General features: G+C 74.6%; 19 protein-coding genes and 5 tRNA genes. 15 read left to right on the forward strand and 9 right to left on the reverse strand.

Annotated elements, in window-relative coordinates:
• Positions 1-54: 54 nt before the first annotated feature.
• On the forward strand, positions 55-1614 hold the full coding sequence (locus tag IGA62_RS21110; protein WP_145819182.1) for a sensor histidine kinase: 1560 nt from the start codon (positions 55-57) through the stop codon (positions 1612-1614).
• On the forward strand, positions 1611-2270 hold the full coding sequence (locus IGA62_RS21115) for a response regulator (protein WP_198501087.1): 660 nt from the start codon (positions 1611-1613) through the stop codon (positions 2268-2270). The genes IGA62_RS21110 and IGA62_RS21115 overlap by 4 nt, the downstream gene beginning before the upstream one ends.
• Positions 2271-2311: 41 nt before the next feature.
• Here IGA62_RS21115 and IGA62_RS21120 read toward each other — a convergent pair whose 3' ends face one another.
• The 3 genes from IGA62_RS21120 to IGA62_RS21130 form a co-directional block, all read right to left on the reverse strand.
• Positions 2312-3418, reverse strand: coding sequence for an alpha/beta hydrolase family protein (locus IGA62_RS21120; protein ID WP_198501088.1), 1107 nt, complete (start codon positions 3416-3418; stop codon positions 2312-2314).
• A 69-nt stretch (positions 3419-3487) separates the two neighbouring features.
• Positions 3488-4690: a cytochrome P450 gene (locus IGA62_RS21125; protein ID WP_377464223.1), complete on the reverse strand. Its 1203-nt coding sequence runs from the start codon at positions 4688-4690 to the stop codon at positions 3488-3490.
• Complete coding sequence (locus tag IGA62_RS21130) at positions 4677-5348, reverse strand: class I SAM-dependent methyltransferase (protein ID WP_145819181.1); 672 nt, start codon at positions 5346-5348, stop codon at positions 4677-4679. The genes IGA62_RS21125 and IGA62_RS21130 overlap by 14 nt, the downstream gene beginning before the upstream one ends.
• A 139-nt stretch (positions 5349-5487) precedes the next feature.
• On the opposite strand from IGA62_RS21130, the gene IGA62_RS21135 reads away from it, so the two are divergent.
• Positions 5488-6678: an alkane 1-monooxygenase gene (locus IGA62_RS21135; protein ID WP_145819180.1), complete on the forward strand. Its 1191-nt coding sequence runs from the start codon at positions 5488-5490 to the stop codon at positions 6676-6678.
• A 118-nt stretch (positions 6679-6796) separates the two neighbouring features.
• Here IGA62_RS21135 and IGA62_RS21140 read toward each other — a convergent pair whose 3' ends face one another.
• Both IGA62_RS21140 and IGA62_RS21145 read right to left on the reverse strand, forming a co-directional pair.
• Positions 6797-7378: a TIGR03086 family metal-binding protein gene (locus tag IGA62_RS21140; protein WP_145819179.1), complete on the reverse strand. Its 582-nt coding sequence runs from the start codon at positions 7376-7378 to the stop codon at positions 6797-6799.
• Between the two features lie 166 nt (positions 7379-7544).
• A complete protein-coding gene (locus tag IGA62_RS21145; protein ID WP_145819178.1) occupies positions 7545-8147 on the reverse strand; it encodes a TetR/AcrR family transcriptional regulator in 603 nt (200 codons plus the stop codon).
• 332 nt (positions 8148-8479) lie between these two features.
• Between IGA62_RS21145 and IGA62_RS21150 the strand changes: the two genes are divergently transcribed.
• The 3 genes from IGA62_RS21150 to IGA62_RS21160 all read left to right on the forward strand — a co-directional run bounded on the left by IGA62_RS21150 (position 8480) and on the right by IGA62_RS21160 (position 8746).
• Positions 8480-8552, forward strand: a tRNA-Gly gene (locus tag IGA62_RS21150).
• 35 nt (positions 8553-8587) lie between these two features.
• Positions 8588-8658, forward strand: a tRNA-Cys gene (locus IGA62_RS21155).
• Between the two features lie 13 nt (positions 8659-8671).
• Positions 8672-8746: transfer RNA gene (locus IGA62_RS21160), tRNA-Val, on the forward strand.
• A gap of 116 nt (positions 8747-8862) precedes the next feature.
• On the opposite strand, the gene IGA62_RS21165 is transcribed toward IGA62_RS21160, so the two are convergent.
• On the reverse strand, positions 8863-9237 hold the full coding sequence (locus IGA62_RS21165; protein WP_145819177.1) for a hypothetical protein: 375 nt from the start codon (positions 9235-9237) through the stop codon (positions 8863-8865).
• Between the two features lie 151 nt (positions 9238-9388).
• On the opposite strand from IGA62_RS21165, the gene IGA62_RS21170 reads away from it, so the two are divergent.
• The 7 genes from IGA62_RS21170 to IGA62_RS21200 all read left to right on the forward strand — a co-directional run bounded on the left by IGA62_RS21170 (position 9389) and on the right by IGA62_RS21200 (position 16126).
• Positions 9389-11449, forward strand: a complete 2061-nt coding sequence (locus IGA62_RS21170; RefSeq protein ID WP_145819176.1) for a hypothetical protein — start codon at positions 9389-9391, stop codon at positions 11447-11449.
• Between the two features lie 82 nt (positions 11450-11531).
• Positions 11532-11604 (forward strand) — tRNA-Gly (locus tag IGA62_RS21175).
• A gap of 21 nt (positions 11605-11625) precedes the next feature.
• Positions 11626-11700, forward strand: a tRNA-Val gene (locus IGA62_RS21180).
• Positions 11701-12035: 335 nt separating this feature from the next.
• Positions 12036-13520, forward strand: coding sequence for a multicopper oxidase family protein (locus tag IGA62_RS21185; protein WP_232624725.1), 1485 nt, complete (start codon positions 12036-12038; stop codon positions 13518-13520).
• Positions 13520-14878, forward strand: a complete 1359-nt coding sequence (locus tag IGA62_RS21190; RefSeq protein ID WP_145819175.1) for a pyridoxal phosphate-dependent decarboxylase family protein — start codon at positions 13520-13522, stop codon at positions 14876-14878. The genes IGA62_RS21185 and IGA62_RS21190 overlap by 1 nt, the downstream gene beginning before the upstream one ends.
• A complete protein-coding gene (locus IGA62_RS21195; RefSeq protein ID WP_145819174.1) occupies positions 14878-15507 on the forward strand; it encodes an N-acetyltransferase in 630 nt (209 codons plus the stop codon). The genes IGA62_RS21190 and IGA62_RS21195 overlap by 1 nt, the downstream gene beginning before the upstream one ends.
• Positions 15494-16126 (forward strand): DUF6875 domain-containing protein, encoded by a 633-nt coding sequence (locus tag IGA62_RS21200; protein ID WP_145819173.1) that lies wholly within the window; start codon positions 15494-15496, stop codon positions 16124-16126. Before IGA62_RS21195 ends, IGA62_RS21200 begins: the two co-directional genes overlap by 14 nt.
• An 89-nt stretch (positions 16127-16215) precedes the next feature.
• Here IGA62_RS21200 and IGA62_RS21205 read toward each other — a convergent pair whose 3' ends face one another.
• Positions 16216-17190 carry an Acg family FMN-binding oxidoreductase gene (locus IGA62_RS21205; RefSeq protein WP_145819172.1) on the reverse strand — a complete coding sequence of 325 codons (975 nt, stop codon included), beginning with the start codon at positions 17188-17190 and terminating at the stop codon, positions 16216-16218.
• A 177-nt stretch (positions 17191-17367) separates the two neighbouring features.
• On the opposite strand from IGA62_RS21205, the gene IGA62_RS21210 reads away from it, so the two are divergent.
• Positions 17368-18006, forward strand: coding sequence for a response regulator (locus IGA62_RS21210; RefSeq protein WP_091463078.1), 639 nt, complete (start codon positions 17368-17370; stop codon positions 18004-18006).
• Between the two features lie 19 nt (positions 18007-18025).
• Here the strand turns inward: IGA62_RS21210 and IGA62_RS21215 are convergent, their stop codons facing one another.
• Together IGA62_RS21215 and IGA62_RS21220 are read right to left on the reverse strand one after the other, a co-directional pair.
• Positions 18026-19699: a sensor histidine kinase gene (locus IGA62_RS21215; RefSeq protein ID WP_377464263.1), complete on the reverse strand. Its 1674-nt coding sequence runs from the start codon at positions 19697-19699 to the stop codon at positions 18026-18028.
• A 146-nt stretch (positions 19700-19845) separates the two neighbouring features.
• Positions 19846-20847, reverse strand: coding sequence for an Acg family FMN-binding oxidoreductase (locus IGA62_RS21220; protein WP_145819171.1), 1002 nt, complete (start codon positions 20845-20847; stop codon positions 19846-19848).
• A 189-nt stretch (positions 20848-21036) separates the two neighbouring features.
• Here IGA62_RS21220 and IGA62_RS21225 point away from each other — a divergent pair, with 189 nt between their 5' ends.
• Positions 21037-22977, forward strand: a complete 1941-nt coding sequence (locus IGA62_RS21225) for a heavy metal translocating P-type ATPase (RefSeq protein WP_145819170.1) — start codon at positions 21037-21039, stop codon at positions 22975-22977.
• Positions 22978-22983: the final 6 nt, after the last annotated feature.

Below are 22983 nucleotides of genomic sequence, written 5' to 3' on the forward strand. Positions count from 1 at the left end.
CCACCCACTTTCGGCAGTGCCGACCGGTCCCGCCGGTGGGTAGCCTCCGACGGCGTGCGGACACTCGGACGACGGATCGACGGCGGTCGGCGGCGGCTGCTGGGGGACGGGCTGCTCGGCGTACTGCTCGCCGCGCCGCTCACGTACCCCCGGCTGACCCCGCCGTACTCCTGGCACGCCGGGTTGTTGCTGGTCGTAGGGCTGCTGCTGCTCGCCACGGCGGTGGTGGCGGCCTGGCGACGGCCCCTGCCGGCGCTGGTGCTGGTGGTGCTCGGCTCGTCCGTCGACGGGAACTTCGTCTTCGCCATTCCGGTGTTCAGCTACCTGGTCGGCCGGCGGGACGCCCGCGCCGCGCCCGCCGCGGTGGTCTTCGCGGTCCTCGCGGTCGGGGGGAGCATGCTCAACCTGGGGCTGCTCGGCACCCGGCCGCGGACCTGGTTCCTGCTGGCCACCGTGCTGATCTTCGCCGGGGTGTTCCCGTGGCTGGTCGGCCGGTACCTTCGCCAGCAGCACACGCTGCTGCTGGCCGGCTGGGAGTACGCCGAATCGGTGCGCCGGGAGCAGCGCGGCGCGGCCGAGCGGGTCCGGCTGCGGGAGCGGGCCCGGATCGCCCGGGACATGCACGACTCACTCGGCCACGACCTGAGCCTGATCGCCCTGCGGGCCGGTGCGCTGGAACTGGCCGGCGACCTCGACCCCCGGCACCGGACGGCCGTCGGTGAGCTGCGCACCAGCGTGACCGCCGCGACCGCGCGGCTCGGCGAGATCGTCCGGGTGCTCCGAACCGACGCGGGACCGTCCCCGCTGGATCCCGTCGACGACGTGGCCGCGCTGGTGGCCGGGGCCCGGGCGGCGGGGATGGCGGTCGCGCTGCGTGGTGACCCGACCGACGGCGACCTGCCCGCGCTGACCGGGGTGGCGCTGCGCGGACTGGTCCGGGAGGCGCTCACCAACGCCGCCCGGTACGCCCCGGGCGTCCCGGTCACCGTGGCGGTCCACCGCGACTCCGGCCACGTCGAGGTGTCGGTGCGCAACGCCGCGCCGCCGGTGCCACCGCCCGCCTCGGTGTCGGCCGGCACCGGGCTGCTGGCGCTGCGCGAACGGGTCCGGCTCGCCGGGGGCGCTCTCGACGCCGGTCCCCGCGACGGCGGGTTCGTGGTGGCGGCCCGTCTTCCCCGCACCCCGACCGCAGCCGGGACACCGGAGCCGGCCACCGTGCCCCCGGTCGCGGGAGCGGTGCTGCCGGAGCCGGCCACCGTGCCCCCGGGCGGGTCAGCCGTGCTGCCCGAGCGGCTCGGCGACGTCCGGCGGCAGGTGCGCCGCAGTCTGCTCGTCGCGGTCGGGGTGCCGGTCACCCTGGCCGGACTGCTCGCGCTGGTCTACCACCCGTTCGTCACCGCCGACGCGGTGCTGGAGCCGGGGGCGTACGAGCGGATGCGCCCCGGTCAGCAGCGCACCGAGCTGACCGGCCTGCCCCGCCGGCAGGTCGAGGCTCCCGTCGACGCCCCGGCCGGCTGCGAGTACTACACCGACGGGAACTTCCCGCTGGCCCAACCGGCCTACCGGCTCTGCTTCGTGCGGGGCCGGCTGGTCGAGAAGGAACGGATGCCGTGACCATCTCCGTACTGCTCGCCGACGACGAGGGGATGATCCGGGCCGGGGTGCGGGCCATCCTCGCCACCGACCCGGGGATCGAGGTGGTCGCCGAGGCCGCCGACGGCCGGGCCGCCGTGGAACTGGCCCGCGCCCACCGGCCCCGGGTGGCGCTGCTGGACATCCGGATGCCCCGGCTGGACGGGCTGGCCGCCGCCGCCGAGATCCGCCGCCTGGTGCCCGGCACGGCGGTGGCCGTGCTGACCACTTTCGGCGACGACGACCACGTCGCCCGGGCGCTCGGCGACGGGGCCACCGGCTTCCTGTTGAAGGCGGGCGATCCCCGAGAGCTGCTGGCCGGGGTCCGGGCGGTGGCCGACGGTGGCGCGTACCTGTCGCCCCGGGTGGCCCGCCGGGTGATCGAGCTGAGCGGGGCGCGGATGGCCCGCGGACCGGCGGCCCGGGACCGCACGGCCACGCTGACCGACCGGGAACGCGACGTGCTCGCCCTGGTGGGGGCGGGGTTGTCCAACGCCGAGATCGCCCGCCGGCTGCACCTGGTCGAGGGGACGGTCAAGGGCTACCTGTCCAGCGTGTTCATCCGGCTCGGGGTGCGCAACCGGGTGCAGGCGGCGATCCTCGCACACGAGGCGGGACTGGTCCCCTCCGACGACTGAGCGGGCCCGCCGGGCGGTGTACCCGCCCGGCGGACCCGGTCTCACCGGAAGGTCACCTCGGGGTACGCGGGGTCGGGGCCGTCGAGCAGCGGCGCGGGGCGGGCCCGCAGGTGCCGGTCGACGAAGGCCGCCACGTACTCGCGGGTGACCAGCATCTGCCGCTCCGCCGGGATCGCCCCCGGGTCCTGGCCGAGCTGCGCGCCGAGCACCGGCCGGTCGGTGAAGGACATGTGCCCGCTGCCGGTCACCGTCAGCCAGCGCTTCCAGCCGCCCAGGTCGGGCCAGTCCCGCACCCAGCTGTGGTCCGCCGGCCGCTCGGCGCCGACCAGCATGACCGGCCGCACGGTGGGGCCGACCGGGGTGAACAGCGTCCCGTCCAGGTCGGCGGCGGCATCCACCCGGGCGTCGGTGACCAGCGCCCGGACCGCCGACGCGCCCCCGATGGAGTGGCCGACCATGGCGACGCGCCGCCGGTCGACGAAGCCGCGCCAGACCGGCCTCGGTCCGGTGAGCCGGTCCAGCAGGAACGACACGTCGGCGGTCCGCCCGGCGATCACCTTCTGCGCCGTGCCGTCGCCCCACTCGTCGCAGGCCCGGCACTCGGCGACCCGGCCGTCGGGGAACTCGACGCCGTACGCCTCGTGCGGGTGGTCGATCCCGGCGACCACGTACCCCCGGCTGGCCAGCTCCTCGGCGAGCCCGGTGAGCGACTCCCGGCTGAGCGAGAAACCGGGGGAGAGCAGCACCAGCGGCCAGCCGTGCCGGTTCGGGCGTACCGGGACGTCCCGCCGGGCGTGGGTGCGGACCGTGGTGAGCACGTCCGGCGGGAGCGGCAGCCCGGTGGAGGCGACGATCCGGGCGGAGACCGCCGCCGTGGTGTAGGGCGCGGGCGTGCCGACCGGGGCCGCCGCCGGGTACCACATCGACACCATCAGCTCGCGGGGCTGCTCCGGCCGCCACGGGTCGGGCCGGGCGTGGTCGGTCAGGTGCAGCCAGGTGGTGCCGACCGGGTGCGGGCCGGTCGGCGCGGGCAGGGCCAGCGCGGGCACGGGCGGCGGCGGGGCCGCGACCGCGCCACCAGGTGTCAGCGCCGCCGCCAGGGCCAGGAGTACGGCGACCGCCCGGCCGCCGTGACGTGGAGTCATCATGCCGGGACGCTAACGGCGGCGGGCGGCCGTTCGGCACCGTCGATCGCCCGGACGGACCACTGATCTTCGTCAGGGTCTCCGGCCGGGTGGGTGGCGCACCAGGAAGGTGTCCGGCATCCGGAAGGTGAGGTTGTCCGGGCACCACGGCGGCCGGACCACCTCGACGCCGGCCAGCAGTTCCGCCGTACGGGCCACCACCACGGCCGCCTCCATCCGGGCCAGTTGCGCCCCGACGCAGCGGTGCGCGCCCGCGCCGAACGCCAGGTGGCGGCGGGAGCCGCGCTGACCGGGGCGGAAGTGCCCCGGCTCGGCGACCACGGCCGGGTCCCGCCCGGCCCGGGCCAGCCAGAGCACGACACTGGTGCCCCGCCGCACCGGCGTCCCGCCCAGCGTGGTGTCCGCCGCCGTGACCCGCCGCCAGGTGACGATCGGCGGCTCCAGTCGCAGTCCCTCCTCCACCACGTCGGCCACCGGCACCGTGCCGGTGCGCAGCCCGGCCAGCACCGCCGGTTCGCCGGTGAGCCGGTGCAGCAGCAGGGTGAGGAACTGGGAGGTGGTCTCCTGCCCCGCCACGAGCAGGAAGAAGAGCGCGCCGACCACCACGTCGGCGGAGTGCCCCTCGGCCCGCAGCCGGGCGGCCAGCCCACCGCCGGTGGCGGCGAACTCCCGCAGCACCCCGTGGAAGCGGCCCACCTCGGCGGCGAGGGCGAGCTGCCGGGCCTCGTCCAGCGGCGCCCAGAAGAGTTCCAGCGCGGCGCGGGCGAACGCCTTGACCGCCTCGACCGGGGCGTCCGGCAGCTCGACCAGGCGGGCCAGCACCAGCAGCGGCAGGTCGGCGGCGAGCTCGGCGTACAGGTCCACGGTCGCCCCGGCGGCCAGCCCGGCGGTGAGCCGGCCGACCCGCGCGTCGACCAGAGCGGTCAGCCAAAGCCGCTGGGCGGCGACCCGCTCCGGGTGCAGCGCCTCGGCGACCAGCGCCCGGATCCCGGGGTGGCTCGGACCGGAGTTGTTGGCGAGCGTCGGCGGCAGCCGGAACCGGTGCCCGGCGAGGACCCGCAGCGCGGCCACCGGGATCGGGGTGACCGCGTCCAACGCGTTGTCGGGTCGCCAGGTGACCGGGTCGGCGAGCACCTGCCGGACCAGGGCGTGCCGGGTGACCAGCAGGTGCGTGACCCCGAGGTGGTCGGCGACGGTCACCGTGTCGGGCGCTTCGCCGTCCAGGGCCGGGCCCCAGCCACGGAACAGCACGTCGGACCGGTCAACCGTCGGCACGGGGACGACCGGACTTCAGTTCCCAGACGGTGGTGTGCCGGACCCGGACGCTCTCCAGCGCCGGGGGCACCGGCACGTCGTACCCGGCCAGTTCGGTGAAGCGGTCCCGGGGGAGGAAGGCGCGGCCGGGGTCGCCGACCAGCACCCGCGCCCCGGCCCGGGTGGCGCGGAGCAGGAAGCGCAGCATCCGGTTGGCCATCGCCTCGCTGTAGAAGACGTCCCCGGCGAGCACCACCTCGGCCGTCCCGGCGTCCGGGTCGTCGAGGACGTCGCCCAGCTCGGCGTCGACGCGTACCCCGTTGGCCCCGGCGTTGAGCGCGACGGCGGCGACCGCCCGCTCGTCGATCTCCACGGCGCGGACGGCGGCGGCCCCGGCGCGGGCGGCGGCGACCGCGACCAGGCCGGAGCCGGAGGCGAGGTCGAGCACCCGGCGGTCGGCGACGGTCTCCGGGTGGTCGAGGACGTACCGGGCCAGGGCCTGACCGCCGGCCCAGGCGAAGGCCCAGAACGGCGGCGGCTGCGCGCTGCGGAACTCGCCCTCGGTCAGCTCCCAGAGCCCGATCGGTTCGTCGGCCTGGTGCAGCCGCACCTCGGGGACGAAGGCGACGGGGGCCAGTCGGGCGTGCAGCCGGACGAAGGCCGCGGAGATCTCGGACACCCGGTGATTCTGCCCCGTGCGCGTCCTCCGGGGTCGGCGCGGGTGGCCCGATGGTCTATCGACATTTGACAAAATCTACCGTCTTGTAAAGCGACGTGGTCCGTGTCACAGTCGGGGTAGTCGTCGATCGGAGGTTGGCATGGCCGACGGCATCGATCCGACCCCGCCACCCGCCGCCTGGCGGGACCCACGCCGCCCGTTCTGGCCGTTGGCCCTGCTCGTGCCGGGGCTGCCCTTCCTGAGCTGGCTGGTGTGGGACGCCACCGGCCGGTGGTGGGCCTGGTGGCTCGCCCCGCTGTTGGTCTTCGGCGTGATCCCGGTAGTCGACCTGCTCGTCGGGGACGACCAGGAGAACCCGCCGGAGGAGGCGGTGCCCCGGCTGGCCGGCGAGCGTTACTACCGCTGGCTGACCTACCTCTACCTGCCCGCGCAGTACGCCGGGCTGGTGCTCGGCTGCGCGGTCTGGGCGCACGACCGCCCGGGTCCCCTGGTCGGCGCCGGACTGGCCGTCACGCTCGGCATCGTCGACGGCATCGCCATCAACACCGCGCACGAGTTGGGGCACAAGCGGGAGCGGACGGAACGCTGGCTGGCCAAGATCGCCCTGGCCCCGACCGGGTACGGGCACTTCCAGGTGGAGCACAACCGGGGGCACCACGTCCGGGTGGCCACCCCGGAGGACCCGGCCAGCGCCCGGCTGGGGGAGAGCTTCTGGGCGTTCTGGCCGCGTACCGTCGTCGGCAGCCTGCGCTCCGCCTGGCGGCTGGAGACCAACCGTCTCCGGCTGCGCGGACGCACCCCGTGGACGTGGCGCAACGAGGTGCTGCACGCCTGGGCCATGACGGTGGTCCTGTTCGCCGTCCTGACGGTGGCCTTCGGGCCGGCCGTGCTCCTCCTGCTGCCGGTGCAGGCGGTCGTCGGCTTCTCGCTGCTGGAGGCGGTCAACTACCTGGAGCACTACGGCCTGGCCCGGCAGCGCACCGCCGCCGGGCGCTACGAGAAGGTCGACCCCCGGCACAGCTGGAACAGCGACCGGACGGTCACCAACGTCTTCCTCTTCCAGCTCCAGCGGCACAGCGACCACCACGCCAACCCGCTGCGCCGCTACCAGACGCTGCGCAGCTTCGACTCCTCCCCGCAACTGCCCGCCGGGTACGCCACCATGGTGCTCGCCGCCCTGGTGCCGCCACTGTGGCGACGGGTGATGGACCCCCGGGTCCTGGCCCACTACGGCGGCGACCTGTCGCTGGCCAACGTCCACCCGCCGGCCCGGCGGCGGCTCTCCGGCCCGCCGCCGGGAACGGGCACCCCGCAGCCGTCGTCCCGCTGAGTCCGGCGCGGTGTCCGCCGGCCCCGCGGTGGCCCCCGCGCCCGGCCGGACGACGGTACGGTGATGCGGTCGCCACGGCGCCCCTCCTCCCGGCCGGGCGACCGTGCGGTGGCGCGGGTCAGCTCCCCGGCGTCCAGGCCGGATCGCGGCCGAACAGGGCGAGCAGCCGGGCCTGTTCGTCGGCGTCGGCGGGGACGTCCACCCCGGGGCGGACGAGGTTGCCCGCCCGGTAGGCGGCGACCCGTCCGGTGAACCACCGGGCGCACTCACGGACGGCCGCCGGGTCCAGCCGGCGGGTCGCGCCGATCGCCACGGCCAGGTCCCAGCCGTGCACCAGGTGTTCGGCGACGAGCTGGTGGAGGTACTCCCGGGCCGGCGTCGGACCGGCCGAGAGCTGGACCGTACGCTCGGTCGCCCCCGGTACGGTGGCAGCCCGTTCGGCCTGCCGGGCCGCGTCCCGGGCCGCCCTCACCGGGTCGTCGCCGAGTTGGTCGCCGGTGAACCGGTCGCCGACCGACTCGATGGTCGCGCCGGCCAGCAGGGGCACCGCCCACCGGTCCTCGGTGACCACGTGTTCGACCAGGGTGCGCACGTCCCACTCCGCGCAGGGCGTCGGCGCCGACCACTGTCGTGGGCCCACCCGGCCGACCCGGTCGGTGAACTCCGCCAGGCTGCGTCGGTACGTCTCCAGCAGGTCCATGCCGCGATTGTCCCGTCCGGTCGACCGGACGGGGCGGTTTCCGGTCGGCGGGCCCGAGCCGGGCGACCGCCCGGCGGACCGCTCCCGGGCCGCGCGGCCCGCCGGTGGCCGCCACCCGGCGGGTGGGTGCTGCCCGGCGGGGCCGCTGCCCGGCGACGGTGGCGGCTCAGTCCAGCTCGGCCGGGTCCAAACCCAGTTCCCGCGCGGTGACCAGGCGGATCCACTCGACGAACTGGCGGCGGGTGATCACCCGGTGGTGCACCGCGAGTTGCACCGCGAGCCCGTCCATCACCGCGTTGATCCGCCACGCCGCGCCGGCCGGGTCGGCGCACTCGAAGGTGCCGTCCTCGACGCCGGCGGCGATGACCGCGGCGAGGTCCTGACGCCAGCGCAGGTCGAGGCGGCGGCAGACCTTCTCCAGTTCCGGGGTGCGCAGCGACTCGGACCAGCCGTCGATCCAGAGCGACCAGGAGGTGGAACGCCCGGACGGTGTGTAGAGCCGCAGGATCTTCTTGAGCTTGGCCAGCGGGGTGGCGGAGGAGCGGACCACCGCGTCCAGGCGGGCCAGGTCCTGTTCGACCGCGTACGCGAACGCCTGCTCCAGCAGGCGGTCCTTGGTGGCGAAGTGGTAGAAGACCAGCGCCTGGCTGACCCCGGCCGCCTGCGCCACGTCGGCGGTCCGGGTGTTGGCCAGGCCACGTTCCACGATCACGTCACACGCCGTGCGCAGCAGGGCATCCAGGCGGATCTCAGCGGCACGTCTCGTCACGCGGCTACCGTAGCCCATCGGGCCGCTCACGAGGAGTTACCGCTCCGGTCTGCCGTCGATGAGCTGCGGAAGGGCGACCGAAGCCGTCGGCGACGGTCGCCCATAGGGCCGTCCACCTGCTCGCTCGTCCTCCCGGGATCCTGCTATCCAGGCTCCTAGGAAGCTTTAGGAGTGGTGACCCCGCCCCTCGATCCGCCGCCCCGATCTGGCCTCCGACCTGCCCCGGAACCCTGACACACCGGGTGGAAATCGCCGGATGTTCCCCCCGATTTGGCAAGCGTTCCCGGGCTCGGCTAAAGTTCTCATCCGTCACCGGAAAACACCGGGGGCGTGCGGACGTAGCGCAGCTGGTAGCGCATCACCTTGCCAAGGTGAGGGTCGCGGGTTCGAATCCCGTCGTCCGCTCGGAGAGATGCCACCACGCATGCGGGGGCAACCTCGGTGGAGTGGCCGAGAGGCGAGGCAACGGCCTGCAAAGCCGTGTACACGGGTTCAAATCCCGTCTCCACCTCGGCAGTAGACGAGGGCGATTGGCGCAGTGGGAGCGCGCTTCCTTGACACGGAAGAGGTCACTGGTTCAAACCCAGTATCGCCCACCAGACGGAGAAGCCCGTCACCGGACGCCGGTGACGGGCTTCTCCCATGTGCGGACCGGGTGCTCCGGTCTCCGGACGTCGGCGGCCGTCTCCGCTCCGCCGGGTCCGCCGCCTCCGGATCACCGGGTGACGCGACCGGAGCCGGCGCAGGTCTCACACATCGTGGGCGGGTTCTCCACGTCGGCGAAGCCGGTGCCGGTGAAGGTCAGGGTCCGCTCCCGCCGGTCGATCCACCCCCGCCCCTGGCAGGTGATGCAGATCAGGGTGACCTCCTCCGCCACCACGGGACGTCGGGGCTCCCCGGGCCGGCGCAGCCAGCGGGCGGACCGGAGCCGCCAGCGCTCGGGCAGGGACGGCCGGTCCCGCCCCGGGCGGGCCGGGCTCCCGGAGGAGCGGGACGCCTCCGGAGCGGACCGCCGCCGCCAGCGGGAGAAGGCGGTCGCGACCCCGACCGCCACCAGCAGCAGGAGAACGGCCACTATGGCGTTGCCCATGACGTCTCCTCGGGCCGGTGACGGGGACCGGACAAACTCTAGGCCCCGTACCGGTGGGTAGCGGACGGTGGTCTTCTCGATTCGGCAGGTGCCTGGTTAACTGCGAATTCGATCGTGGACCGTGCCACTGTGGAAGGCGGCTCCCTGCCCCATGACCGAGATCGCGCACCGAGACAACCCGCTGCCTCGGCTCGCCGTGCCCGGTGAGCGGTTCGGCTGGATCTACCAGGACCCCGACCTCTACCGGCGGCGGTTCCCCGAGCCGCCACCGGAGCCGGGGACCGTCCCGCCGGAGCTGGTCACCCGGGCCGCCAGCGCCAGGGAACGGGCGATGCGTCGGATGGGGGTGGCCCTGGGCGTCGGCCTCGGGCTGGCGCTGCTCTTCGGCTGCTGCCAGCGGTTCGGCGCCGCCCTCGGCGAGCCGATCGGCTGGCTGGTGATGTTCCTGATGATCCTCTCCGCGTTCGGCGGCATCGGCGGGGCGGCGGTCGTCTGGCTGCTCAAGCGCCAGGCCGAGCGGGACCTGGCCACCGCGCAGGAGCAGGTCCGCAGCACGTTCGAGCAGGCCAGGGCGGGGTGGGACGCACGCCGCGCGGCCTTCGAGCACCAGCAGCAGCAGGCGCTGGAGCAGATGTACGAGTGGAGCGCGGCGACCCCGTCCCCGGGCACCCGGCGGATCGACGTCGTCGGTGGCAGCAGCTACGGCTGGGAGGCGCTGCTGACCGTCTTCGGTGGGTCACTGCTCAGCACCCGGGGGCCGATGACCCTGGTGGACTTCACCGGTGAGGCGCTCTGCGGCGAGCTGATGACCCTGGCCGAGCAGACCGGCCGCTCGGTGCGGGTCACCGGGTTCCCGTCCGGCCTGCGCGACCTGGACCTGCTCGCCGGCCTCTCCGCCCGGGAACTGGTCGACCTGCTGGTCGAGTCGATGTACGGCGAGGGCACCGGCGGTGACCGCGCCGACCGGCACCGCGACACGATGCTGCTGGGTGAACTCTGCGAGGTGCTCGGTGAGGACGTGAGCATCGCGCGGCTGGTCGGCGGTCTGCGGGTGCTGACCGACCGGCCCGGCCAGCCGGCGCTCAGCGAGATCGAGTGCGCGCTGGTGGCGGGGCTGATGCCGGAGGAGGCCCGCAGGCAGGCCCACCACCACCTGCGGCGGCTGGAGAGCTTCCTGCGCCCGCTGACGGGGTTGGGGCAGGCCGCCGGGGGGCCGCCCACGGCCGAGCTGTCCTGCCTGGTCGCCGACCGGGACGGCCGCAGCGCCCAGCACGAGTTGCTCAAGGACCTGCTGGTGCAGTGGCTGATCCGCCGGGTGAGCCGGGAGGCGATCAGCGGCGGGTCGATCGTGCTGGTCGGCGCGGACGACCTGCACCACCGGCAGATCGAGCGGTTGGGCACGCTCTGCGAGCGGCGCGGGATCCGCCTGGTGCTCTTCTTCGCGCACCTGCGGGAGCAGTCGCTGCACGCTCTCGGCGGCGGCGAGGTGGCCTTCATGCGACTGGGCAACCACCACGAGGCGCAGCAGGCGGCGGAGTTCATCGGCCGGCAGCACCGGTTCGTGCTCAGCGGTCTGACCCGCACCCTGGGCGGGGACCAGACGCACACCCTGGCCAACTCCGAGGGCGGCTCGGAGACCGAGGGCGGCAGCGAGGGGTCCCGGGGTGAGGGGAAGTCGCTGATCAGGCAGCGGAGCCGCAACTGGAGCCGGAGCCGCACCTGGAGTCAGACCCAGTCGGTGGCGAGCGGGTCGAATTGGAGCGACGCCGCCTCCGCGCAGCGGGTGTACGAGTACGCCGTCGAGCCCCGGGTGTTGCAGGATCTGCCGGACTACGCCCTGCTCCTGGTGAAGGGGGAGGGGCGTGGCTCGGTGGTGCAGGCGGTGGAGTGCAACCCGGAGATCGTCACGTTGCCCCGGATGACGATGGACCCGCTGCCGGTGGTGCCGCTGCCGCCCGCCGGGGAGGCCGCCCATCCGGCCTCCGGGGTGCCGGGTCAGGTCACGCTCTCCCAGCCGGCGCCGATCGTCGCGCAGCCGGCCTCGCCGGAGCAGGCCGCCGCCGGTGTCCTGCCGGGCTGGGGCGCGGGCGGCCCGGTGTCGCACCCGCCGCATCCCGGGCCTGCGGTGCCGCAGCCGCCGTCGCGGCCGCAACCGCCCCGGCAGCGCCAGCAGCCGGAGCCGCCGCAGGGGCCGGGGCGGGGTCCGGGCTGAGCCCGGTCGGGGGATACCCGGTGTCGGGCTGATCTTGGGTTCGGGTAGAGTTCATCCCGTCGCCGGGGCACTCCGGGGACGTGCGGACGTAGCGCAGCTGGTAGCGCATCACCTTGCCAAGGTGAGGGTCGCGGGTTCGAATCCCGTCGTCCGCTCGCGGCCCGCCTGAGGGGCAGGGGCGATTGGCGCAGTGGGAGCGCGCTTCCTTGACACGGAAGAGGTCACTGGTTCAAACCCAGTATCGCCCACCAGTAATTCTGTCGAAGCAAATATCGGCCCGGCACCTAATTCAGGTGTCGGGTCGCTTCGTTTTCCGGAATTGATTTTCAGCGATCTACGTCAATGGCTTAGGCCACTTTTGTCCAGCGGTTCTCGAGGTCTTTCCGGTTGACTTCCCGGAAGTACCGACGCTGTCCGCCGAGCGGTCGCCGCTCCGGTCGGTGACGGTGCGAGGAAGGACCCACGGGGACCCACGCGAATTCACCTCCGCCCAGCGCCGATGTCTTCCATGGCGTCTCCCCGGGGCGGGACGGCGCGACGTCCGCGTCCGTCCCGGTCGACCCGCTTGTGAAGGAGAGTGGAGAGAGTGGACAGACGACGCATGCTCACCCTGGGCGGACTCGCGGTCGGCGGCGTGGCGGCCGTGTCGTCCGCGGTGTCGGTCAGTGCCGCCCTCAAGGGGGAGGACCGGACCGCCGAGCGCCACGCGCACGGCGACTCGGGTGGCGGCGGCACGGACGCGCGGACGGTCGCCGCCGCCCCGCTGGTCGAGCCGTTCAGTGTCGCCATGCCGGTTCCCCCGGTGCTGCGCCCGACGTACGTGGGTTCCACATCGGACCTCTACCAGCTGCCGGTGCGCACGGGCACCGTCGAGATCCTGCCCGGACTCGCCACGCCGGTGGTGGGTTACAACGGTCAGTTCGTCGGCCCCACCATCCGGGCCCGCAAGGGCCGGGCGGTGGCGCTCCAGGTGACCAACCAGCTCACCAACCCCACCAACGTGCACCTGCACGGCGGCTTCACCCCGGCCGTCCACGACGGCCACCCGATGGACTTCATCGCGCCGGGTGCCACCCGCAGCTACGCCTACCCGAACCTCCAGCACGCGACCACCCTCTGGTACCACGACCACAGCCACCACGCCGAGGCCGAGCACATCTACCGGGGGCTGCACGGCTTCTACCTGATCGAGGACGACGCGGAGAGGGCGCTGGGCCTGCCGTCGGGCCAGTACGACATCCCGATCCTGCTGCGGGACGCGCTGATCGGCGCGGACGGCTCGCTCGTCTTCGACCCGACCAACGCCGACAACCGGCCGCACATCCTGGCCAACGGCAAGCCTCAGCCGTACCTGCGGGTGACCGGGCGCCGGTACCGGTTCCGGCTGCTCAACGCCTCGCTGCACCGGATCTTCCGGCTGCGCCTCGACCGGGGGCAGCTGATCCAGATCGGCACCGACGGCGGGTTGCTGCCGGCTCCGCTGGCGGTGTCCGAGGTCCGGCTGACCCCGGGTGAGCGGGTCGAGGTGGTCGTCGACTTCGCCGGCCAGCCGGCCGGCACCCGGGTGGTGCTGGAGGACACCTCCGGACCGGTGATCGGCTTCGACGTCACCGGCCCGGCCACGGACGACAGCAGGGTGCCGGACCGGCTGATCCCGCTGCCGGCGCTGCCGGCCGCGACGGTCACCCGGGACATCGCGCTCAGCTTCGACCCGAGCAAGCTCGCCTTCACCGTCAACGGCAAGACGTACGACGCGACCCGGGTGGACGCCCAGGTGGTCAACGGCACCACGGAGATCTGGCGGGTCACCAACCGGGACACCGCGTTCGGCATCCACCACAACTTCCACCTGCACCTGGTGCAGTTCCGGTTGCTGGACCGCGACGGCGTGCCGCCGGCACCCGGCGAGGCGGGCTGGAAGGACACGGTGCACGTGCCGCCGGGCTCGACGGTCCGGGTGCAGGCCACCTTCTCCGGCTTCACCGGCAAGTACGCGTTCCACTGCCACTTCCCGGAACACTCCTCGCTCGGGATGATGGCGCAGTTCGAGGTCGTGAACAAAACCGCCTGATGGACCTCAAACACTGGCTCGCCCGCGCGGTCGACGCGGTCGACGGGTGGGCGGCGGAATTCGGTTCCGTCGCCCCGCACCCGTCCCAGGTGGTCGACGACTCGGCGTTCGGTGCGGCCTTCGACGAGTTCACCCGCAGGATGCGGGACAACTATCCGTTCTTCCACCCCCGGTACGCCGGCCAGATGGTCCGGCCGCCGCACCCCGCGGCGGTGGTCGGTTACCTGTCCGCGATGCTGCTCAACCCGAACAACCACGCCCGGGAGGGCGGGCCCGCCACCACCGACATGGAACGGGAGGTGGTGGCCCAACTCGCCGGGATGTTCGGCCTGCCGGACGCGTTGGGTCACCTCACCACCAGCGGCACCATCGCCAACCTGGAGGCGCTCTGGGTGGCCCGGCAGGCCCGGCCCGGCCGGGGGATCGCCTTCAGCGTCGACAGCCACTTCACGCACGCCCGGATGTGCCGGCTGCTCGGCGTCGAGGCGTACCCGGTGCGGGTCGACGACCACGGCCGGATCGACCTGGACGCGCTGGAGGAACTGCTGCGCAGCGGGCGGGTCGGCACCGTCGTGCTCACCGCCGGGACGACCGGCACCGGCACCGTCGACCCGATCGACGAGGTGGTACGCCTCAAGGAACGTCACGACGTCCGCGTGCACGTCGACGCGGCGTACGGGGGGTTCTTCACGCTGCTCGCCGGCAGTGGGGCGGTCCGGCCGGAGCCGTGGGCGGCGATCCGGCACTGCGACTCGGTGGTGGTCGACCCGCACAAGCACGGGTTGCAGCCGTACGGGTGCGGGGCGGTGCTCTTCGCCGACCCGGCGGTCGCCCGGTACTACCTGCACGACTCCCCGTACACCTACTTCACCCCGAGCGACCTGCACCTGGGGGAGATCAGCCTGGAGTGCTCCCGGGCCGGCGCGGCGGCGGCCGCGCTGTGGCTGACCTTCCGGTTGCTGCCGCCCACCCCGGAGGGGCTGGGGCGGGTCCTGGCGGTGCCCCGGCGGACCGCCCGGCGGTGGGCGGCGCTGCTGGCCGACTCGCCGTACCTGGACCTGTACCAGGAGCCGGACCTGGACATCGTCACGTACCACCCCCGCCGGCCGACCCTGTCGGGTGTGGACGAGGCCACCCGGCGGGTGCTGCACTCCGGGATGCACGACCCGGTCGACCCGGTCTACCTGAGCACGCTGCGGGTCGACGCGGAGGACTTCGGCCGGCGACACCCGGACCTGGTCCGGGACGCCGCGCACGCGCGGGTGCTGCGCAGCGTGGTGATGAAGCCGGAGGCGGAGGCCCACCTGGACACGTTGCACGCCCGCATCGAGGAACTCGCCGTGAAGGGAGGCGACTGATGGACACCGTGGACACCGCCGCCGCTGGCGTCGTCACCGGAGCCGACCGGGGCGTCCGCCGGGGCACCGCGGCCGACGCGGAACCGTTGGTGTCGCTGCTCGCCACCGCGTTCCGGGACGATCCGATCGCGGTGTGGATCTTTCCGGACGTACGGCGGCGGCGCAGCGCGCTGCCCGGCTTCTTCCGGGCGCTCTACGACCTGAGTCTCGGCGCGGACGGTGTCTGGACCACCGTCGACCTCGGGGCCGTACTGCTCACCACCGGCCCGGACACCCCGGAGCCGGCCGGCTTCGCCGAGCGGCTGGACGCCGTGGCGGGCGAGGACGCCGAAGCCCTGCGTACCGTGCTGGGGTTGCTCGACGCGCACCGGCCGGCGGTGCCGCACCACCACGTGTCGTTCGCCGGCGTGGCCCCGGACCGGCAACGGTCCGGGTGGGGCGCGCTGCTGCTGGCGGGATTCCTGCGGCACTGCGACGACCAGGGGCTGCCGGTGCACGCCGAGGCCAGCTCCGCCGGTGGACGGGCGCTGGGCCGCCGGTACGGGTTCCAACCCCGGGGCCCGGCGATCCGGCTGCCCGACGGGCCGACCCTGCAACCGATGTGGCGGGTGCCCCATGCCCGGCACTGACCCGCTGCCCCGGCTGCGGTCGGCCACCGAGGTGCGGGCCGACCCGGCCGCCGGCACGCTGCGCACGGTGCTGGAGTGGTGTGTCCGCTACCTGGTCGCGCCCCACCCGGAGCTGGGACGTACCGGTTCGGTCTGCCCGTACACCGCCCCGGCGCTGCGCCGGGACCTGCTGTACCTGGCGGAACTGCCCGGCGTGACGGACGTGCCGGGGATCAGCGCGGCCGTCGGCGCGTTGCGCGACCGCTACCAGCGGACCGTGGCGACGCTGCCGGACGACGAGGCGGAGCTGCTGACCTACCTGCTCGTGCTGCCGGACGTCGACCGGACCGATCCCGGGCCGCTGGACGCCCTCCAGGCCCGGGTGAAGGACGAGTTCGTCACCGAGGGGCTGATGGTCGGGCAGTTCCACCCGTACTGCCCCAACCCGGGGTTGTGGAACGAGGACTTCCGGCCGTTGCGGTCGCCGGTGCCGCTGCTGGCCGTACGCCGGATGCTGGTCTTCGACCTGCCCTTCCTGACCGACTCGGCGGGGCACTTCGACGCCTGGGTGAGCCGGTTCGCCGGGCACCTGCCGGCCCGGGTCCGCAGCCACCTGAGTCACCGGGTGGTGTCCGGCTGACCCGTCGGCGCGGTCGCCCGACGGCCGCGCGGAACGTCGGTCCCGGCCGGGGCGGCGACGTGCGGTCCCGGCCGGGGCGGCGGCCCCGGTCAGAGCTGCGACACCGGCAGGTCGAGGACGTCGTCGACCATCCGGCGGGGGGTGGGCCGCCCCGGCTGGCCGAACCCGATGCGCATCACCATCTGCGGGGTGCCGAACCGGCCCAGCGAGAGGCGCAGCTGCTCGCGTGCGCTGGGCACCTCGATCGGCTGGGAGAGCATCGACACGGCCAGGTCGGCGTCGGTGGCGGTCAGCAGCACCCGTTGCAGGGCCTGACCGGCGACGATCTGGTCGGTGGCGGTGTTGCCGGCCGCGATGAGCACGGCCACCAGGGGCTCCGGCTCGAAGTCCCGGCCGGGTGCCCGGTGCAGGTTGCCGAAGCCGCGCTGCGGGAGCAGGTCCTGCGGTTCGCTCTGCGGGCCGCCGGACGCGGCCGGCACGCCGTCGGGGGCCGGCTCGGCGCGGGTCCATTCGGCCCGCTCGGCCCGGTAGGCCGGGTCCCGGTCCAGCACACGGTGCGCGCTGCGGGCGATCTCGCCGAAGGCGCTCACCGCGCTGGTGCCGATCACCAGTTCGAGCCAGCACTGCTCGGCCCGGGCCGCCTCGCCGAGCTGCCACCGGACGTCGGCCGGCACCGGGTCGGGCCAGAACGGCCGGCGGTTGCTGAACCGGTGCGGGATGGCGGCGTGCAGGCTCCGCTCGGCCGGGGTGGGGCGGCGGGGCAGGTCCGGCACCAGCCGGGCCACCACGTCCGGCTCGCCCGGGTACGGCCGTAGCCGCACCGACGCCGGGGTGCCGGCCGCCGCCAGGGCCAGCCGCAGGTTGTACAGGGCCGCCCCGCAGGCGATCCGGGCCCCCCAGCCGCTGGGGTCGCTGGCAGGCAGCCGGCGGGCCTGGTCGACGACGACCTCGATGCCCCCCTCGTGCAACCGGAACCGCCACGGCTGGGTGTTGTGCAACGACGGTGCCCGGACGGCGTCCGCCGCCGCGGCCCGCAGCTGCTCTACGGTGTAGGCGGCGTCCATGGTGTTGCTCCCTCCGGACGTGCGGTGCTCCTGCCAGGTCTCCACGATGCGTCGCCGGCGGGCGCACCGGGCAGGGCCGGACGTCCCCACCCGTCGGGACCAGCTGCCCGCCACCGGGTTCCGCGTTCGGGACCTTCGGCCCCTGTGGTGCCCGGTCGAACGGGGTACAAACGAGGGATGATCCGGGTGTTCCTGCTCGACGACCATGAGGTCGTCCGTCGTGGCCTCGCCGACCTGCTCACCAGCAGCGGTGACATCGAGGTGGTCGGTGATTCCGGCTCCGCTCAGGAGGCGACGCGCCGTATTCCGGCGCTCCGCCCGGACGTGGCGATCCTCGACGCCCGGCTGCCCGACGGCAACGGCATCGACGTCTGCCGGGACATCCGGGCCGTCGACTCGTCGATCAAGGGCCTGATCCTCACCTCGTACGAGGACGACGAGGCGCTGTTCGCGGCGATCATGGCGGGTGCCGCCGGCTACGTGCTCAAGCAGATCCGCGGCACCGACCTGGTGGACGCGGTCCGCCGGGTGGCGGCCGGGCAGTCCCTGCTCGACCCGGCGATCACCACCCGGGTGCTGGACCGCATCCGCAGCGGGGTGGAACAGCCCCGGGAACTCCAGTCCCTCACCGAGCAGGAGCGGCGGATCCTGGAGTACGTCGCCGAGGGGCTGACCAACCGGGAGATCGCCGGCAAGATGTTCCTCGCCGAGAAGACCGTCAAGAACTACGTCTCCAGCGTGCTGGCCAAGCTCGGCCTGGAGCGGCGCACCCAGGCGGCGGTGCTGGCCACCCGCCTGCTCGGCAAGCGACCCTGACCGCGCGAGCGGGCCGGGATCAGTCGCGCAGGGGGACGCTCCAGCAGAGTTCGGTGCCGTGCGGGTCGACCGGTCGGATGGTGAACTCGCCGCCGAGCCGTTCGGCCCGCTCGCGCAGGTTGACCAGTCCGCTGTGGGCGGCGGCCGGGTCCGTGCCCACGCCGTCGTCGGCGACCACCACGGTCACCCGGCCCGCGTCGACCTGAACCCGTACGCCGACCCGGTCCGCCCGCGCGTGGCGCACCGCGTTGGAGAGGCCCTCGCGGAGCACGGCCAGCAGGTCCGGTCGGATCGACTCGGGCACCGCGCTGTCGATCGGCCCCACCAGGTCCAGCTCGGGGCGGTACCCGAGGGACTCGGCGGCGGCGTCGATCGCCTCGCGGATGTCGGTGCGCAGCGCCGCGCTCATCGGCGTCCGTAGCTCGAAGATGGTGCGCCGGATGTCCCGGATGGTGGCGTCCAGGTCGTCCACGGCGGCGTTGATCCGCTTGGCGATGTCGGGGCGGGCGGACATCGGGGCGGCGCTCTGCAACTGCAACCCGGTGGCGAACAACCGCTGGATCACCACGTCGTGCAGGTCGCGGGCGATGCGCTCGCGGTCCTCCAGGACCACCAGCAGCTCCCGTTCCTCCTGCCCCCGGGCGCGCTCCATGGCCAGCGCGGCCTGGCCGGCGAAGCTGCGCAGCAGGGCCACGTCGTCGTCGGTGGTGCCGTCCCGGTCGGGCAGGTGCGCGGTGACCAGCACGCCGTGCAGGGTGTCCCCGGCGGCCAGCGGGCAGACCACCGCCGGCCCGGCGGTCACCGGCGCCGGCCAGGGCGCCGCTTCGGCGAGGTTCTCCAGCAGTTCGTGCCGGTGCTCGGTGACCGATCCGCGGAACGTGGTCTCCCGGGCCGGGAGGACCGAGCCGAGCAGTTCCCGCACCCGGTCGCCGGCCCCGTCCACGACCTCGATGGTGAACTGGTCGGCGTCCTCGTCGTAGAGCAGCACCAGCGCCAGCTCGGCGTCGGCGACCTCGCGGGCCCGGCGGGCCACCAGGGCCAGCGCGTCGGTCCGGCGTACCTCGCCGAGGAGCACCGAGGTGATCTCGGCGGTCGCCGCGAGCCAGCGTTCCCGGCGGTGGGCCAGCGCGTAGAGGCGGGCGTTCTCGATCGCCACGCCGGCCGCCGCGGCGAGCGCGACCACGATCTCCTCGTCGTCCTCGGTGAACTGTGTGCCGCCCTGCTTCTCGGCCAGGTAGAGGTTGCCGAAGACCTGGTCGCGGATGCGGACCGGGACGCCGAGGAAGGTGTGCATCGGCGGGTGGTTCGGCGGGAAACCGTACGACTTCGGGTGCCGGGTGATGTCGGGCATGCGCAGCGGGCGCGGGTCGTCGATGAGCAGGCCCAGCACGCCCCGGCCGTGGGGCAGGTCGCCGATGAGCGCGTGCGTCTCGGGGGAGATGCCGTGCACGATGAAGTCGTGCAGCGTCCGGTCCGGCCCGACGATGCCGAGTGCGCCGTAGCGGGCACCGACCAGCTCACACGCCGACACCACGATCCGTTGCAGGGTGCTGTGCAGGTCGAGGTCGGTGCTGATGCCGACGACCGCGTCGAGCAGCGCGCGGAGTCGTTCCCGGCTGGTGACCACGTCGCCGACCCGGTCGAGCATCTCCTGGAGCAGTTCGTCGAGGCGGACCCGGGAGAGCGGGCTCAGCCCCAGCGACGGCGTGCCCTGGTGCTGCTCGGAAGACGGGTCGTGCGCGGGTGCGGCCACCAGGGGATGCTACCGCCCGAAGATCGCCGGAGGCGACCCTGTGACGTCCGCCTCCATGGCCCGACGCGCAGGGCGCGTCCCCGCCGTCAGGGCCGCGCCTGCACGGCGGACGTGTCCACCACCTGGGCGGCGGGCAGCCGGGGCGTGTGCGGGGGACCGGCGTGCGCCGGGTCGGCCATGCCCAGCCGCAACACCAGGTACGGGAAGCCGAGCCCGGCCAGCAGGTGGCGCAGCGTCTGCCGGGTGCCGGCCACCTCCACCACCCCGCTCAACGGCACCACGGACACCCCGAGCCGGGTCGCGGCCAGCCACGCGGCGGAGAGCGCCTCGCCGGCCCGCAGCCAGCTGTCCGGCTCGTCCTCGTCACCGTGGAGCAGCGCGTACACGGCCCTCCGGTCGTGGCCGGGGCCGATCGGGAGGGTGCCGGCCCGGCCGAAGTCCCGGGCCGGGACGGTGGTCTGCGGTGCCTGCTCGGGCAGCACCTCCGGCGGCAGGCCGGTGCCGGTGCCGGCCCGGCTGGTCCAGTACGCCAGCTCCTCGCGCAGTTGCGGGTCCTCCGCCTCGACCGCGCCGGCGTGCGCGGCGGCGGCGGCCACCTCCAGCACCTGGTCGCCGTCGAGGATCTGGAGGCGGCCACCGGCGAGGCCGGCGGCCTGGACGATCTCGCTGATCGCGGCGGTGGGCACCGGTTCCTCGCTGACCGGGCGGCGGTCGGTGTGCCGGACCTGCATGCACTGCACCAACCGCATCGCCTCCGGGTCCGGTTCCGCGCGGCGGGAGCCGACGAGCCGGGCCAGCAACTCCGGGTCGGCCGGGTCGGGCAGGCGTTCCACCGCCGGCGTCCAGCCCTCGGCGGTGAGCGCCACCCGGGCGTGGTGCAGGGCGGCCCCGCAGCTCAGGGCGAGCAGCCGCCCCTCCGGGTCGGTCGCGGCGAGCCGCCGCTCGGAGGCCACCCGCAGTTCCAGGGCGTCGGGCAGCACCCGCCAGCTCCAGGGTTGGGTGTTGTGCACCGAGGGGGCGTAACCGGCGGTGGCGGCGGCCTCCGCGTACGCGGTGGTCAGCGAGCGTGCCGGCGTCTCGTGGCTCATGTAACGACCTTTCGTCTCCACCCCATCGTGCCGCACCCGAGCGGTGCTCCGGGCCGGCTTGCGGCTCCATCCTGCGCCATCACCGTTGGTCCCGCACGATGCCCCCGGTCGGCGTGGCGCGGGTCCTCCGGTGCGGTCGAACCGCCGGATACCGGGTCGGTCACCCCTCGTGGCTGAGATGATCCACGGGTGGGGGACAGCGAATGCGTCCCGGAGCGGCCGGTCGGCCCGGGACGACCCCGCTGGCGGTGGCGGGAGTGGCTGCCGCTGGCCGGTCTCACCCTCGTGGTGCTGGCCGGCGCGGGCCTCTGGCTGGCCGGGCGACGGGAGGTCGCCGGGCTGCTGTGGGCCGCGGCGACCGTCCTGACCCTGGTGCCGGCCACCGGGTCGATGCTGCGGCAGCTGTGGCACCGGCGGTTCGGCGTCGACGTGGTCGCCGTGCTCGCCCTGGCCGGCGCGTTGGTCGTCGGGGAGTACCTGGCCGGCGCGGTGGTGGCGCTGATGCTCGCCACCGGCCGGTCGTTGGAGACGTACGCCCAGCACCGGGCGACCCGGGACCTGCGCGCGCTGCTCGCCCGGGCACCCCGGTCGGCGCGGCGGCGCCGGCCCGGCGGCGGGATCGAGCAGGTGCCGCTGGACGTGGTGGCGGCGGGCGACCGCCTGCTGGTCGGCCCGGGTGACGTGGTGCCGGTCGACGGCACGGTCGAGGAGGCGGCCACCCTCGACGAGTCGGTGGTGACCGGGGAGTCCCGGCTGGTGGCGCGGGCGGCGGGGGAACGGGTGGCCAGCGGGGTGGTCAACGCCGGGGCCGGGTTCGGGCTGCGGGCGACGCGGAACGCGGCCGGCAGCACGTACGCGGGGATCGTCCGGCTGGCCGAGGAGGCGACCGCCCGGAAGGCGCCGATGGTGCGCGTGGCCGACCGGTACGCGGCGGCGTTCGTCCCGTTCACCCTCGGCCTGGCCGGGCTGGCCGGGCTGCTCGCCGGTGACCTGGTGCGGGCGGTCGCCGTGCTGGTGGTGGCGACGCCCTGCCCGCTGCTGCTGGCCACACCGATCGCGATCGTCTCCGGGTTGTCCCGGGCGGCCCGGCGCGGGGTGCTGGTCCGCGACGGTGGCTCGCTGGAACTGCTCGGCCGGGCCCGCACCCTGCTGCTGGACAAGACCGGGACGCTCACCGCCGGACGGCCCCGGGCGGCCGAGACGGTCACCGCGCCCGGCGGCGACCGCGACGAGGTGCTGCGGCTGGCAGCGTCGGTGGAGCAGCTCTCCCCGCACGTGCTGGCGGCGGCCCTGGTCCGGCAGGCGCGCGAGCGGGGACTGCCGCTGACCGAGCCGACCGAGGTGACCGAGGAGCCCGGTCGGGGGGTCCGGGGCCGGGTGGACGGCCGGGTGGTCCGGGTCGGCCAGCTCGCCGACGGGCTGCCCGACTGGGCGCGGGAGGTGCGGGAACGCGCCGAACGGACCGGCCGCTCCACCGTCTGGGTGAGCGGTGGGCAGGGCCCGCTCGGGGTGATCCTGCTGGAGGACCCGGTGCGCCCGGACGCTCCCCGCACCGTGCGGCGGCTGCGGCGGGCCGGGCTGACCCGGGTGGTCATGCTCACCGGCGACCGGCCGCGCGTCGCCGACCAGGTCGCCCGGGTGGTCGGGGTCGACGACGTGGTGGCCCGGTGTCCGCCCCGGGAGAAGGCCGACCGGGTCCGTCAGGAGGCGCGGCGGGCGGTGACGGTGATGGTCGGCGACGGGGTGAACGACGCCCCCGCGTTGGCCGAGGCGCACGTCGGGGTGGCGATGGGGGCCACCGGCGCGCGGGCCTCCGCCGACGTCGCCGACGCGGTGCTCACCGTGGACCGGCTGGACCGGCTCGCCGACGCCGTGGAGATCGCCCGGCGCGCGCGCCGGATCGCGGTGCAGAGCGCCACCGTCGGGATGGGACTGGCGCTGGTGGCGATGATCGTGGCGGCAGCGGGTCGGCTGCCGCCGGTGGCGGGGGCGTTCCTCCAGGAGGGGATCGACGTGGTGGTGATCCTCAACGCGCTGCGGGCGCTCGGCGGCGGCCCGCAGCCGGCCCGGGACGGGGAGGACCAGGCCACCCCCGTCCCGTCCGGCGACGGCTCCACCGGGTCCGGCTGAGCGACC

This window comes from Micromonospora sagamiensis, from assembly GCF_014680085.1.
Taxonomy (GTDB): domain Bacteria; phylum Actinomycetota; class Actinomycetes; order Mycobacteriales; family Micromonosporaceae; genus Micromonospora; species Micromonospora inyonensis.

Bases quoted from the DNA above. Each gene is read 5' to 3' on its own strand.
- IGA62_RS21140 (WP_145819179.1), bottom strand. From the start codon at position 7,378: ATGGACCTGCTGGAGACGTACCGACGCAGCCTGGCGGAGTTCACCGAC.
- IGA62_RS21120 (WP_198501088.1), bottom strand. From the start codon at position 3,418: ATGATGACTCCACGTCACGGCGGCCGGGCGGTCGCCGTACTCCTGGCC.
- IGA62_RS21195 (WP_145819174.1), top strand. From the start codon at position 14,878: ATGGACACCGTGGACACCGCCGCCGCTGGCGTCGTCACCGGAGCCGAC.
- IGA62_RS21205 (WP_145819172.1), bottom strand. From the start codon at position 17,190: ATGGACGCCGCCTACACCGTAGAGCAGCTGCGGGCCGCGGCGGCGGAC.
- IGA62_RS21170 (WP_145819176.1), top strand. From the start codon at position 9,389: ATGACCGAGATCGCGCACCGAGACAACCCGCTGCCTCGGCTCGCCGTG.
- IGA62_RS21210 (WP_091463078.1), top strand. From the start codon at position 17,368: ATGATCCGGGTGTTCCTGCTCGACGACCATGAGGTCGTCCGTCGTGGC.
- IGA62_RS21135 (WP_145819180.1), top strand. From the start codon at position 5,488: ATGGCCGACGGCATCGATCCGACCCCGCCACCCGCCGCCTGGCGGGAC.
- IGA62_RS21165 (WP_145819177.1), bottom strand. From the start codon at position 9,237: ATGGGCAACGCCATAGTGGCCGTTCTCCTGCTGCTGGTGGCGGTCGGG.
- IGA62_RS21190 (WP_145819175.1), top strand. From the start codon at position 13,520: ATGGACCTCAAACACTGGCTCGCCCGCGCGGTCGACGCGGTCGACGGG.
- IGA62_RS21220 (WP_145819171.1), bottom strand. From the start codon at position 20,847: ATGAGCCACGAGACGCCGGCACGCTCGCTGACCACCGCGTACGCGGAG.
- IGA62_RS21200 (WP_145819173.1), top strand. From the start codon at position 15,494: ATGCCCGGCACTGACCCGCTGCCCCGGCTGCGGTCGGCCACCGAGGTG.